The following is a 13,903-nucleotide window of genomic DNA, read 5'->3' on the forward strand; positions in this document are numbered from 1 at the left end:
GTGGCGCATCGATCGAATTCCGCGCATTGCGCGAGCTTTTCGGTCGCCCCCTATCTAAGGTTCTGGCAACAGGCTTTCCCGCACGGATCGCAAGTTGAAAGATTGCGCCGCCGCATCGGCCGGTACTGCGTGCGCGATCCGGGAATGATCGGTCGTCGACGCGACGAACTGCGCCCACGCAGCAGCCGCATTGGGACGAAGCGAGCGATTCCTGCGGTGCACGAGCACGGTCGTCAATGTCGTTTCGGGCATCAGCGGACGACTCACCAACGAAGCGCCAGGTGAAGGCCAATACGCATCGACAGGCAAGACGCCGACCCCAAGGCCCAATTCGACCATGCGCGCTACCGCCGCGACGTGTCCGAGTTCCTGCAACGGCCGGCGTGTCAATTCGTTCGCGGCGAGTACCGGTTCGAGCGCGGCGCGCACGCCAGCATCGGCATTCAGCGTGATCAGCGGACATTCGCGCAATGCGTGCCATCCGATGCTGTCGTGCCGCGCCAGCGGATGGGTGATTGGAAGCACCACATGCAGTGGCGTGGTGAAAAGAACCTGAGCATGCAATACAGAACTATCGACGGGTGCGGTCACGCAAACTGCGCCGAAATCCACCTCGCCCTGCTCGACACTGGCCAGCACGCTGCTTTGAGGCTGATCCTTGACCGACACGACCAGCTCGGGAAAGACCGACGCGCACTGCGATAAAGCCCGCGGCACCCAGCTGGATGACAACACCGGATTGCTCGCGAATAAGACGACGCCCGTGTGTCCGTCATAAGCAGCCCGCTCTTCGAGCAGCGTCAATTCGATTTCGTCCAGCAGACGGCCAATTCTTCTCTCCAGACTCGCCCCCGCATTCGTCAGTTCGACCTGCCGTGTCGTGCGATCGAACAGCTTCAATTCGACCGCGTCTTCCAGCTCACGCACGCAACGGCTCACAGCCGACTGTGTCAGATCGAACTCGCGCGCAGCACGGGTGAAACTCCGCTCGCGCGCGACCGCGACGAATACCTTGAGCTGCTGCAGCGAAACATTCATGGCGTCGATTCCGGGCGCGCGACGCTCACGTTATTCGCCGCTCTGTTCGGGCCAGTGACTCATTCGCGACGCGTTGCCGTTGCCATGGGCCGCAACGGCCAGCGCGCCCTGAGGTTGATTGTGCGATTCGATCCAACGCGCGCGCATCGGCTCGAGGATGAACTTCGCGGAAATGCCGGCTGCGATCGTGACGACCGCGGCGACGATGAACACGAGGTTCCAGCCGCCGGTGGCCGCGAGTACCGACGCGATCGGCACCAGCAACGAAGCCGTGCCCTTCGCGGTGTACAACGTGCCGGCATTGGCGGCCGCGTACTTGCTGCCGAACGTATCGGCGCAAATCGCCGGGAAGATCGAGAAGATCTCGCCCCAGAACAGGAAGATCAGCGCGGCGAACACCATGAACGCATAAGGATTGCTGCCGAACTGCATCATGCCGAGCAACGCGAGCCCCTCGCCGATGAAGATCACGAACATCGTGTTTTCACGGCCGATCTTGTCGGAGATGAAGCCGCACAGCGGACGCGTCAAGCCGTTGAAGATATTGTCGATCGACAGCGTAAGGGTCAACAGCGGCAACGTCATGCCGAAGACCGACATCGGAATGCGCGCTATGCCCCAGTCTTTCGCGATCGGGCCGATCTGCGCGGTCGCCATCAAACCGCCCGCCGCGACCGCGACGAACGACACATAGATCACCCAGAACACTGGCGATCGGATCATCTGGCGCGAGGTGAAATCGACTTTCGACACCGCGAAGCGGCTCTTGCGTACCCCTTGCTGACGCAAGATCGGCCGCGTCAATAGCATTGCGAGCAGCAGAATGCTGACGCCTTGCACGATGCCGAAGAACAGGAACGTCTCTTCATAGCCGCGGCGCGCAATCATGTTCGCAATCGGGATCACCGTCAGCGCCGCGCCGGCGCCAAAGCCCGCGGCCGTCAAACCCGCGGCGAGACCACGCCGGTCGGGAAACCATTTGAGCGCGTTGCCGACACATGTTCCATACACACCGCCCGCGCCTATCCCGCCGATCACTGCGGCGAAATACAACATGCCCAGCGTCGTCGCATACGAATTGAGTATCCACGATAAACCCGCACATACGGCGCCGGCTGCCACCACCGGGCGCGGCCCGAATCGATCGACCAGCCAGCCCTCGAACGGCACGAGCCATGTCTCGGTCAGAATGAAGATCGAGAATGCGAGCTGGATCGACGCCTCGCTCCAGTTATGCCGCGCATGCATGGGGGCCACGAATAACGTCCATGCATATTGCAGATTCGCCACCAGCGCCATGCACACCATGCCGATGACGAGTTGCCCCCATCGGTTACGCCAGGACATGCGGGCCGTCGATTGCCGGGTGATATCGTCCATGAGCCTTGTCTCCACTATTTATTTAGTGCAGCCGGCTTACGCGCCGTGCTGGATGCGTACCGCCTTATCGTTATGGCCTGAGAACTTCGCTATTCGGGAAATCTCGAAGTCGATGCTTTTCGTGCTTTTCCGCAACTCCCCCGAACTTCTTTTTCGATGAAAGTTCTTGCTCTATTCCGACCAGAAACCACGCTTGAGACGGTAAGCATTGCAGCTTATTTCCCACTATTGAGTCCGCCATACCACATATCTATGCGTTAACCCGCGTATTGCAGGAGCGGCTATTCGGCTTGTTATACGTTTCATGCTAGGGTCATTGCTGAATTACTCATAATTAAAGTTTGTTATTATGTGGATTCACGTTTCCTTATACATCGACCATGACGATGCGCAATGCAACTCTGCGGCAACTGAAGGTCTTTGAAACGGTGGCGCGCCACCTCAGTTTTTCGCGCGCCGCCGAGGAATTGCATCTGACTCAGCCGGCCGTCTCCACCCAGGTCCGGCAACTCGAGGAACATGCGGGGCTGCCTCTGTTCGAGCAACTCGGCAAGAAGATCTACCTGACGCCGGCCGGCACCGAAATGCTCCACTACAGCCGCGCGATCATGCAGCAGTTCCATGAAGTCGACGAAGCGATGAGTCAGCTGAAGGGTGTTTCCGGCGGCAAGCTGAATGTCGCCGTGATCAGTGCCGGCGACTATTTCTTTCCGCGCCTTCTCGCCGAATTCACACGTCGCTATTCGGGTGTGGATCTGAATCTCGCGGTGCACAACCGCGAAGAACTGCTGCATCAACTGGCGACCAATCAGACCGACCTCGCGGTCATGGTACGTCCGCCGCACGAAACCGACGCGACCAATGAACCGTTCGCGCCGCATCCATACGTGATCGTGGCGGCGCCCACTCATCCGCTTGCGCACAAGCGCAATATCCGCTTCAGTCAACTCGCGAACGAGGCGTTCATCGTGCGCGAACGCGGCTCGGATACATGGAATTCGATGGAAGAGGGTTTTGCAGGCCGTCTGTCCAATCTGAAGATCGCGATGGAGATCAAGAGCACCGAAACGATCAAGCAGGCGGTCATTGCCGGAATGGGCATCGCGTTTCTGTCCGCCCATACGATCAGCCTCGAATTGCAACTGGGTCATCTGGTCGTGCTCGACGTCGAGAGCTTTCCGGTCATGCTCAACTGGTACGTCGTGCATCGGAAGAACAAGCGTCTGCCGCCGGTTGCCGTCGCCTTCAAACGCTTCCTGATGGAGGAAGGCGCCGATCTGATCGAAAAGATCACGCGCGTGAAGGAACTGAGCGTACATAAGCCGTAGGCTATGGAAAGCCAATAAAACTTTAACTATTGCAAATCGATCGCGACTTCTATGCTGCAAGCGAGTTCCTTCACTTGCGAGCCGAGGAGGCCGATCATGAACCACGCTCCGGTTGAATCCCGTATCAGTACGCGCAACGCTCGCACAGCGGCGGCGGATCACGAAGACCATCGCGACGATGCGCATCTGAGCGCCTACAATGCCGCGTTCAGCGATCTGGGGCTGCGGTTTCGTTGGGATCGTGGGACGCTCGACATGCTCAAAGAGTTCAATGGCGAGCAGGCGAGAATCACCGCTTATATCGAGCGTTATCACAGCCATCTGCATCGCGCGTACGATGCCGATTTTCTCGCGCAACTGATTCTGCATAGGAAGACGCAGTACTACAGCGAATTCGCCGCGGTGGTTGGTGAATAGAAGCATTGAAAAAAACTCGGGCGGCGGGATCATCGTCCCGCCGTCTTCGCTATTGGCGATCGGGTCTATTAGCGGCGCGCGCGTCATCGATTAGCGGCGCGTAGTGAAATGAAGCGGCCGCTGGGGCGTGCATTTGCGTGAGCAGTCGCGGTAGCGGCCATTGCCACGTCTACCGTCACGCCCATCGCGACGATCCGCACAAGCGCTCACGCGCATCATCGCCGGCGCGACATCGCGAAGCGCCCACCTCTGCTCTTCCCCGCCATGCCACTCGATGTTCGCGAGCAGGCCCGGCTTGCCGATCGCCAGGCCATCGCAACGCGCGGCAAAGGAGTGCATGCGTGGTACGCAACCGTCGCGATTCGCCGCTCGAGCGAAATCGTCCGAGTACTCGCGACTCAGCATCAGATGCACGCCCATTGCCAACGCCAGCCCGCCCGTCGCGAGCAATGCCGCGAGTCCGAATGGCTGTGCCTGTTCAGTGACGAAGTTATAACCGAGCCATCCGCATAACAGCAGCGCAAACAGAATGACGACGCGATGACCCGGCCGCGCGACCGCCTCGGATTGCAATGCGCCGCGCAGCTTGCAGAACGCAATCGCGGAGATCGCGAAGAGCAGCGTGCCGATCAACACGGCTGCAAATAGTTCGATGCGTTCAGTGTTCTCGCGCGCCGCTGCCGACAGGTAGCGCGCAAAGCCTATCGACGCGACCGTCAAACCAAGGCCGCTGCCAAGCAATGCAACGAGCCTTGACCTGCGTGTCGGATCGCGTTCGCGCACACACGCGCGTCGATGCACCGAATGCCGGCCGAACCGTCGCAAGAGCGCGGCCAACGCTAACGTCAGCGCCGCAATCGACGCAGCGGTGACGGTCACGACGAGCAGCAACAACAGGTCCATCCACACGGCACTCCCACAGGCTTGCAGCATGCGTGATCCTCCGTGATGCGATGAAAAGGCACGAGCGGCGACGCCTGCCCTCGTCAACCTACGTTCGCGGCATCGCCCAATCGCTGTGGCTCGTCGCGCTCGGCCACGCTCAAGGTATTGGTCAGCGTGCCGATCCCATCGATCGTGATCGACACCGTTGCACCGTCCTTGATCGACCCCACGCCCACCGAGGTGCCACACGCAATCACGTCGCCAGGTTCGAGCGTCAGGTCCTGCGAAATCAGGCTCACCTGCTCGGCCGGCGAGAAAACCATATCAGCGAGCGGATAGTTCTGGCGCTCGACGCCGTCGAGCGTCGTCGAAAGACGCGCCGCCCGCCAGTCGAAACCCGAGACGATGACCGGACCCAGGCAACAGAAAGTATCGAAGCTCTTCGCGCGACACCACTGCGGAAAATGCGGATTCTCGTTGAGCAGATCGGCGGCGGTGACGTCGTTGACGAGCGTGTAGCCGAAGATCGCCGCCTCCGCCTGCTGCACATCCACATCGCGGCAGCGCTGGCCGATCACGATGCCGAGCTCGCCTTCGTAGACGATCTTGCCCGCGTAATGACGCGGCCGGCGGATCGGCTCGCCCGCGCCGATCACCGACTCCGCGGGCTTCATCAGAAACAGCGGATGCGTGGGCACGGGTTTGTCGAGCTTCGCCGCGAGCGCGTGATAGTTATTCCACAACGCGACGATCTTGCCCGGCGCGCATGGCGCCAACGGCGTCAATGCGCGCAGCGACAGTACCGCGCCGGTCGGCACCGGCTGCGCGAGACTTTCGTACTCGTGCAGATAGGCGCCTTCGACACGGCCGAACACGATGCCGCCGTCGCCCGACATGAACCGCATCCACGTTTGCATGCCTCGCTCCTAGATCGCGCCAGCCGTGCGCAGCGCGGTGATCTGCTCGGCCGAATAACCGAGCTCGGCCATCACCTCGTCGGTATGTTCGCCAAGCAGCGGCGAGCGTCTAACGTCGGTCGGACTGTCGGACAGCTTGATCGGATTGCCCACCGTCAGATACTTGCCGCGCTGCGGATGATCGACTTCGACGATCGTGCCGGTTTTGCGCAGCGACGGCTCCTCGGAGATTTCCTTCATCGACAGGATCGGGCCGCACGGAATGTCGTATTTGTTCAGGATCTGCATCGCCTCGAACTTGGTCTTGGTCATCGTCCAGCGTTCGATTTCGGCGAAGATCTCCTTCAGTCGCGGTAGGCGCGCGGGCGGCGTCGCATAGTCGGGGTCCGTGGCCCACTCCTCCTTGCCGATCACGTTGCAGATCTTCGCCCACACGGGCGCCTGTGTGATGAAGTAGATATACGCGTTGGGGTCGGTCTCCCAGCCCTTGCACTTCAGAATCCAACCCGGCTGCCCGCCGCCCGACGCATTGCCCGCGCGCGGCACCGCCTCGCCGAACGTGCCGTTCGGGTATTGCGGATACTCTTTCATCACGCCGGTGCGGTCGAGCCGCTGCTGGTCGCGCAGTTTGACGCGGCACAGATTGAGCACGCCGTCCTGCATCGCCGCGAGCACGCGCTGGCCGCGTCCGGTATGCGTGCGTTGATAGAGCGCGGTGACGATGCCGAGCGCGAGATGCAACCCCGTGCCGCTATCGCCGATCTGCGCACCGGTCACCACTGGCGGCCCGTCGTCGAAGCCGGTGGTCGACGCCGCGCCGCCCGCGCATTGCGCGACGTTTTCATAGACTTTGCAGTCCTCGTAAGGACCGGGACCGAAGCCCTTCACCGATGCGACGATCATGCGCGGATTCAATTCCTGAATCCGCTCCCACGTGAAGCCCATCCGGTCGAGCGCGCCCGGCGCGAAGTTTTCGACCAGTACGTCGCATTTCTGGATCAACGTTTCGAGCACCTGCTTGCCTTCCGGATGCTTGGTGTCGATCGTGACCGAGCGCTTGTTGTGATTGAGCATCGTGAAGTACAGGCTATCCACGTCGGGAATATCGCGCAGTTGCTCACGCGTGATGTCGCCCGCGCCTGCCCGCTCCACCTTGATCACGTCCGCGCCGAACCATGCGAGCAATTGCGTGCAGGTCGGCCCCGATTGCACATGCGTGAAATCGAGGATGCGCACACCGTCGAGTGCCTTGGCCATGTCGTATCTCCTGAACGATGAAGGTTATTTGTACATGGTCTGGTTCTTCGTGCCCGGTGCGTATTCGCGCGGGTCGACCCAGATGTTGACCACCGCCGAGCGGCCGGTGCGATGAATCGCTTCGCGCGCGCGTTGTAGCGCGCTTGCGATCTGCGCGGGATCGCGCACTTCCTCGCCATAGCCGCCGAGCATTTCGGCGAATTTGCTGAACGGCACGTCGCCGAGGAGATTGCCGACGTTGCCGCGCTCCTCGCCGTACTTGGCAAGTTGGCCATAGCGGATCTGGTTCATCGCGGAGTTGTTGCCGATCACCGCAAGATACGGCGCGCCGAAGCGGTTCGCGGTTTCCATGTCGAACGCGGTCATGCCGAACGAGCCGTCGCCGTAGTAGCAGAGCACTTCCTTGTGCGGATGCGCGAGCTTCGCCGCGAGCGCGAAGCCGGTGCCGACGCCGAGCGAGCCGAGCGCGCCGGGGTCCATCCACTGGCCGGGGCGGCGCGGGCGCACCGCTTGCGCGGAGATCGTCACGACGTCGCCGCCGTCGCCGATATAGACGGTGTCGTCTGACAGGAATTCGTTGAGTTCGTAGGCGACGCGATATGGATGAATCGGCGTGCTGTTCGAGCGGAACAGCGGCATCAGTTTCTCGGTCGCGGTGATCTCGGCGTCGCGCAACTGCGCCATCCATTTGCGGCGCGCCTGACGCTTGTCGTCCTTGATACGGCCGCTCGCGGCTTGCAGCACCGCGGCGAGAATCGCGCCTGGATCGCCAACGAGGCCAAGGTCGATATCGCGATTCTTGCCGACGGTTCGGTAGTCCATATCGATCTGCACCAGCGTCAATTCCTTGCTGATGCGTCGGCCGTAACCCATGCGGAAATCGAACGGCGTGCCGACCACGATCAGCAGGTCGGCATTCGCGAACGCCTGCGAACGCGTGCGATCGAAATGATGCGGATCGCCCGGCGGCAGCAGTCCGCGGCTCGCGCCGTTGAAATAGCCGGGAATCTCGATGCCGCGCAGCAGCGCGATCGCTTCCTCGTGACCGCGCGCGGTCCACACCTGCTGGCCGTACAGGATCGCGGGGCGTTGCGCATCGACGAGCAGGTCAGCGAGTTTCTCGATGTCGCGCGGATCGCCGATCGATTTCGTCGACGCGCGATAGCGGCCCGGCTGCGGCACGATCGCGCGCGTCGCGTCGACTTCGCGGTCGAGCACGTCGCGTGGAATCTCCAGGTAGGCGGGACCGGGCGCGCCGTTGAAGCATTCGCGCGCGGCCATCGAGATCATGTCGGCGACGCGCTCGGTGCTCGACACGCTCGCGGCGAACTTCGTGATCGGCGCCATGATGTCGACGTGCGGCAGGTCCTGCAGCGAACCCATCTTGTGTTGCGTCAGCGCGCCCTGCCCGCCGATGTGCAGGATCGGGCTTTCCGAGCGGAACGCGGTGGCGATGCCCGTCACCGCGTTCGTGCAGCCGGGGCCGGCGGTCGTGACCACGCAGCCGAGCTTGCCGGTCTGGCGCGCGTAGCCGTCGGCCGCATGCGCGGCGACCTGCTCGTGGCGCACGTCGATGATGCGGATGCCTTCGTCGACGCAGCCGTCGTAGATATCGATGATGTGACCGCCGCACAGCGTGAAGATCGTGTCGACCCCCTCGTTTTTCAGCGCCTTCGCGACCAGATGGCCGCCCGACACGACGCCCGCGTCGCGGGTCTTCTGCTTGAGGGTGTCGTCGGCGGTCGTGGTGGCGGTGGCCGTGGCCGGACTCAGGGATGAAACAACTGCAGACATGGTCATCTCCTCATCTATCGGATGTGCAACGGGTTATCGACGGACGCTTGCGCTTCGATATACGTCCGGCTGCACCGACGTCTCACGGCTTCGAAGATACCGTATGTGATATATCACATTCATTCAAGGCCAATTTCGAGACGTAAACGGCGCGAAGTTCGTGCTGCTCGAGCTTGCCAGTCGCAGCTTTGCGCCGAATCTGCAAGGCTTTGCGGCAGTTGTTTCAAGGGAAAACACCGAGTCGCAGCGCGCGACGGTCATTGTTGATATATCACATACCATATTTTTGAGACCGTCAAGCACGGTTTATCCCGCAGCGCGGCGGCGACCTCGTTTTCTTCTATTCGCCGACGCGCGAGCACAGCACCCCGCGGGCCGCGCGCGCGCAAAAAAGCCCGCGGTGCTTGCACACCGCGGGCTTTTCGAAATCAGCAGGCAATCAGGCGTCTACGCCGCCATCAATCGAGGAAATCGCAATTGGCTTCGACGAACGCCGCGAGATCGAGCGAATGCTGGCGAGTGAGCCGCTCGGCGAGTTCGGTATCGCGCTTCTCGAGCGCCTCGATGATGCGCAGATGATCGACGATCGAGCGCGCGGCCCGGTCGCTCTGCGAGATGGTCATGCGCCGGATCGCGCGCACGTGGATGAAGATGTTCTTGATCGTGTCGAGAATGATCTGCGACTTCGACAGCTCGACGATCGCCTGATGAAACGCGATGTTCGCGTCCGAATACTCGGCGATATGCTCGGCCGGCGTCGAGTCGCGGAAATTGTCGAACATATGGCGCAGGCGGCCGATTTCCTCGTCGGTCGCATGCAGCGTTGCGAGCCGCGCGGCCATGCTTTCGAGCGCGGCCCACATCTGGATCATCTCGACGATTTCGCGCTTGCTCTTGCGCACGATGTAGATGCCGCGCCGCGGCACCATGCGCAGGAAACCCTCCTGCTCGAGCAGCGTCATCGCCTCGCGCACCGGCGTGCGGCTCACGCCGAGCGATTCGCTGAGCACGCGCTCGTCGAGACGGATTTCTTCGCGATTCTGGTAGATATCCGCGTCGGCGATGGCCTGACGCAGCATCGCATACGCCTGATCGCGCAAGCTCGCGCTCGCGCCGATGGGCTGCAACGACAGGGTCAACGGGGTGGCCACTGTCTCAGTTGGAAGTTCTGACGACATTCATCGCCTCTGCTTGAACACGCGCGCGATTCGGCGCCGCCGTTTTGCCGCGCTGCTCGCCCAGACCCACGAAGCGGCCATGTTGCGATGCAAGCGCCGCGACCGATTCGGGAATCCAGTCGGTCAGCAGAACGGTGGCGGCACAGCCCAACCCTACGACGGCAACGGCGAACAGCGCGAGAGGCACGAATTCCACGTGTAACTCCGAACGATTGAGGAGATGAATTCCTCAATCATATGCTGCAACGCCGCATTTTTCAATATTCGGTATGTAGTATATCAATACCTGTTGTTTTCAAGATTACTTTCACGTTAGCACGCCGCGGGCTGCGTGGGTTCACCCACGACATTGCTCGCGATGATCGCCGAACGCGCTCGGTGTAAACACGCAAAACGCGCGCTATTCGCGCATCTGCGTGCGATGATCGCGCATTTTCACCGTCTCGCGGATTGTGAAATCCCGCTCGCGTCATTAATCTTCCGGACATCCTGCCGCGGATCGACCGCGTCGAATGCCCAGCCGGCGCGGCGCGATCGGCTAAAGCACCCGCCACATTGAAGGAGACTCGATGAGCACCACCCACCCGCAGGCCACCGTGGCCACTCACCGCAATGCGCGCAGTCAGGCTCGCAAGGCCGCGCTCGGCAGCTTTATCGGCGCCGTGGTCGACTGGTACGACTTCCTGCTGTACGGCATCGTCGCCGCGCTCGTGTTCAACGCCGAGTTCTTCCCGAACGTCGGCCCGGCGATGGGCACGCTCGCCGCGTTCGCGACCTTCGGCGTCGGCTTCCTGTTCCGCCCGCTCGGCGGCTTCGTGTTCGGCCACTACGGCGACCGGCTCGGACGCAAGCGCATGCTCGTGCTCACCGTGATGATGATGGGTCTGTCGACGGCCGCGATCGGTCTGCTGCCGGCGTTTTCGACGATCGGCTGGCTGGCGCCGGTGCTGCTCGTCACGCTGCGCGCGATCCAGGGCTTCGCGGTCGGCGGCGAATGGGGCGGCGCGGCGTTGATGGCCGTCGAAAGCGCGCCCGCGAAAAAGAAGGCCTTCTACAGCAGCGGCGTGCAGGTCGGCTACGGCGTCGGGCTCGTATTGTCGACAGGACTCGTCGCGCTGATCAGCCGCTCGATGGATAACGCCGCGTTCCTTAGCTGGGGCTGGCGTCTGCCGTTCCTGTTCAGCGTCGTGCTGGTGCTGATCGCGTTGTGGATCCGCTCGAGCATGGAGGAATCGCAGGAGTTCGTCGAAAAAGTTGGCCAGCATGGCGAGCGCCGCGTGCGCCTGCCGATCGTCGAAGCGCTGCTGCGTCATCCGAAGGCCTTCCTGCTGATCATCGCGCTGCGGCTCGCCGAGCTGTTCACGATGTACATCGTGACCGCGTTCGCGCTGAGCTACTCGACCGCGAACCTGCACATGCCGCGCGAGTTCTTCCTGACGATCGGCTTCGTCGTCGGCGCGCTCAGCTGCGTGACGATTCCGTGCTTCGCGTGGCTCGCGGATCGCTTCGGCCGCCGTCGCATCTATATGATCGGCGCGCTGGTCGGCGTGTTCAGCGCGGTGCCGTTCTTCCTCGCGCTCGAAGCGCGTTCGACGGTCTGGATCGTCGTGTTCGCGGTGCTGCTCGCGAACATCGCGCACGACATGGTCGTCAGCGTGCAGCAGCCGATGTTCACCGAGCTGTTCGGCACCGAGTACCGCTATAGCGGCGCGGGCGTCGGCTATCAGGTGGCGAGCGTGGTCGGCGGCGGCTTCACGCCGTTCATCGCGGTCGCGCTGGTCAGCTTCGCCGGCGGCTCGTGGCATCCGGTGGCGGCATATCTGGCGATCGGCTGTCTGATTTCGGTGCTCGTCGCGGCACGCATGAAGACCGGACGCAAGATCGATTGACACCAGCGGGATTCGCCGTCCATACACGACGGGCCGACGCGGCGAAGAAGCCGCGCCGGCCCGTTTTTTTGTGTCCGCGCGTCGTGCGCGGCTTGTTTATTGCTGGCTTTGTATAGTGCCTCTAGTCGGAAGTTCGAAGCAATGAGCCCGGCGCTTCCCACGAGGTGCTCGATCGTGTGAAGAACAACCCGCGTTCGACCAGGATCACACCTTATGTCCGCGCGCTTCATATTGCGAAGCCATCGTCCACGTCCTATTGTCGAGCCAGGCACGATTCCGGGTGCGCGGGACCGAATCATATGAAATAAAAATACATATAGCGACGACGGACCGGTCTGCGCAAGTTACACTCCGCCGCCTCAGGTAAATGCACGAAGCGCCGATAAACAGAACAACTGTAAGGAGACCCACTTATGAGCAGCATCAGCGAGCCGGGCAGCCAACGCGGTTCAGCCCCGTTCTTTTCCAAGCAGGCCACCATCGCACAGCCCGGCTTTTCGCGCTGGATGGTGCCTCCCGCAGCGCTGGCCGTGCATCTGTGCATCGGTCAGGCCTATGCGTTCTCGGTATTCAACGGACCGCTGACCAAAGTGATCGGCATCACGCAGTCCGCGCCCGATGACTGGTCGCTGACCGCGCTAGGCTGGATCTTTTCGCTGGCGATCGTGTTCCTCGGTTTGTCGGCGGCATTCGCGGGCAAATGGCTCGAACACGTCGGTCCGCGCCGCACCATGTTCACGGCGGCGTGCTGTTTCGGCGGCGGCTTCCTCGTGTCCGCGCTCGGCGTGTATCTGCATCAGATCGTGCTGCTGTATCTCGGTTACGGCGTGATCGGCGGGATCGGGCTGGGGCTCGGTTACGTGTCGCCGGTGTCGACGCTGATCCGCTGGTTTCCGGACCGCCGCGGCATGGCGACCGGCATGGCGATCATGGGCTTCGGCGGCGGCGCGATGATCGCCGCGCCGTTGTCGGTCGCGCTGATGAAGCACTTTCAAAGCGCGACGAGCGTCGGCGTCGCCGAAACCTTCGTCGTGCTCGGCATCGTGTACTTCATTTCGATGACGATCGGCGCGCTCGCGATCCGCGTGCCGCCGACGGACTGGAAACCCGCCGGCTGGACTGCGCCCGAAGTCACGCAGCACCGCCTGATCTCGCGCAACCACGTGCATATTGATCAGGCGTTGAAGACCCCGCAGTTCTACCTGATCTGGCTCGTGCTGTTCCTGAACGTGACGGCTGGGATCGGCGTTCTCGGCCAGGCCTCGGTGATGATCCAGGAGAGCTTCAAGAACACCGTGACGGCGTCGGCCGCGGCCGGCTTTGTCGGCTTGCTGTCGCTGTTCAACATGGGTGGACGTTTCGTGTGGTCGTCGGCATCGGACTGGATCGGCCGCAAGAACACTTACGCCATCTTCTTCGTGCTCGGCGCGGTGCTCTACTACCTGGTGCCCACGTTTGCCGCGAACGGCCAGATCGCGCTGTTCGTGCTGACCTACTGCATCATCCTGTCGATGTACGGCGGCGGCTTCGCGACGGTGCCGGCTTATCTCGCCGACATGTTCGGTACGGCGTTCGTCGGCGGCATTCATGGACGTCTGTTGACGGCGTGGGCCGCGGCGGGTGTCGCGGGTCCGGTGCTCGTCAATTACATCCGCGCGTATGAAGTCGCGAACGGTGTGGCCAAGGCGGACGCGTACACGATGACCGTGCACATCATGGCCGTGCTGCTCGTGATCGGCTTTATCTGCAACCTGCTGGTCAAGCGTGTGGACGAGAAGCACCACATGACCGATGCACAAGTCGCCAAGGGCGCGTGAGGA

At 62.0% G+C, this 13,903-nt stretch carries 12 protein-coding genes; 4 read left to right on the forward strand and 8 right to left on the reverse strand.

Annotation, left to right across the window (positions count from 1 at the left end; genetic code table 11):
* Nucleotides 1–54: 54 nt before the first annotated feature.
* Both L0U84_RS31255 and oxlT read right to left on the reverse strand, forming a co-directional pair.
* Nucleotides 55–1,038, reverse strand: coding sequence for a LysR family transcriptional regulator (locus tag L0U84_RS31255; RefSeq protein ID WP_233855924.1), 984 nt, complete (start codon nt 1,036–1,038; stop codon nt 55–57).
* Between the two features lie 30 nt (nt 1,039–1,068).
* A complete protein-coding gene (gene oxlT / locus L0U84_RS31260; protein ID WP_233855925.1) occupies nt 1,069–2,418 on the reverse strand; it encodes an oxalate/formate MFS antiporter in 1,350 nt (449 codons plus the stop codon).
* Between the two features lie 380 nt (nt 2,419–2,798).
* On the opposite strand from oxlT, the gene L0U84_RS31265 reads away from it, so the two are divergent.
* Both L0U84_RS31265 and L0U84_RS31270 read left to right on the forward strand, forming a co-directional pair.
* Nucleotides 2,799–3,746: a LysR family transcriptional regulator gene (locus tag L0U84_RS31265; RefSeq protein ID WP_129961614.1), complete on the forward strand. Its 948-nt coding sequence runs from the start codon at nt 2,799–2,801 to the stop codon at nt 3,744–3,746.
* A gap of 96 nt (nt 3,747–3,842) precedes the next feature.
* Nucleotides 3,843–4,163, forward strand: a complete 321-nt coding sequence (locus L0U84_RS31270) for a hypothetical protein (RefSeq protein ID WP_233855926.1) — start codon at nt 3,843–3,845, stop codon at nt 4,161–4,163.
* A 90-nt stretch (nt 4,164–4,253) separates the two neighbouring features.
* Here L0U84_RS31270 and L0U84_RS31275 read toward each other — a convergent pair whose 3' ends face one another.
* The 6 genes from L0U84_RS31275 to L0U84_RS31300 form a co-directional block, all read right to left on the reverse strand.
* A complete protein-coding gene (locus L0U84_RS31275; RefSeq protein ID WP_233855927.1) occupies nt 4,254–5,096 on the reverse strand; it encodes an NAD(P)(+) transhydrogenase (Re/Si-specific) subunit beta in 843 nt (280 codons plus the stop codon).
* A 53-nt stretch (nt 5,097–5,149) separates the two neighbouring features.
* Nucleotides 5,150–5,965, reverse strand: coding sequence for a fumarylacetoacetate hydrolase family protein (locus tag L0U84_RS31280; protein ID WP_233855928.1), 816 nt, complete (start codon nt 5,963–5,965; stop codon nt 5,150–5,152).
* A 9-nt stretch (nt 5,966–5,974) separates the two neighbouring features.
* On the reverse strand, nt 5,975–7,222 hold the full coding sequence (frc, locus tag L0U84_RS31285) for a formyl-CoA transferase (RefSeq protein ID WP_233855929.1): 1,248 nt from the start codon (nt 7,220–7,222) through the stop codon (nt 5,975–5,977).
* Between the two features lie 24 nt (nt 7,223–7,246).
* Nucleotides 7,247–9,016, reverse strand: coding sequence for a thiamine pyrophosphate-binding protein (locus tag L0U84_RS31290; RefSeq protein ID WP_129961610.1), 1,770 nt, complete (start codon nt 9,014–9,016; stop codon nt 7,247–7,249).
* A gap of 458 nt (nt 9,017–9,474) precedes the next feature.
* Nucleotides 9,475–10,194: a GntR family transcriptional regulator gene (locus tag L0U84_RS31295; RefSeq protein ID WP_129961609.1), complete on the reverse strand. Its 720-nt coding sequence runs from the start codon at nt 10,192–10,194 to the stop codon at nt 9,475–9,477.
* A complete protein-coding gene (locus L0U84_RS31300; protein WP_233855930.1) occupies nt 10,172–10,390 on the reverse strand; it encodes a hypothetical protein in 219 nt (72 codons plus the stop codon). The genes L0U84_RS31295 and L0U84_RS31300 overlap by 23 nt, the downstream gene beginning before the upstream one ends.
* A gap of 373 nt (nt 10,391–10,763) precedes the next feature.
* Between L0U84_RS31300 and shiA the strand changes: the two genes are divergently transcribed.
* Both shiA and L0U84_RS31310 read left to right on the forward strand, forming a co-directional pair.
* Nucleotides 10,764–12,083, forward strand: a complete 1,320-nt coding sequence (shiA, locus tag L0U84_RS31305) for a shikimate transporter (RefSeq protein ID WP_233855931.1) — start codon at nt 10,764–10,766, stop codon at nt 12,081–12,083.
* Nucleotides 12,084–12,496: 413 nt separating this feature from the next.
* Nucleotides 12,497–13,900, forward strand: coding sequence for an L-lactate MFS transporter (locus L0U84_RS31310; RefSeq protein ID WP_233855932.1), 1,404 nt, complete (start codon nt 12,497–12,499; stop codon nt 13,898–13,900).
* The last annotated feature ends 3 nt before the right edge of the window (nt 13,901–13,903 follow it).

Source organism: Paraburkholderia sp. HD33-4, from assembly GCF_021390635.1.
Classification (GTDB): Bacteria; Pseudomonadota; Gammaproteobacteria; order Burkholderiales; family Burkholderiaceae; genus Paraburkholderia.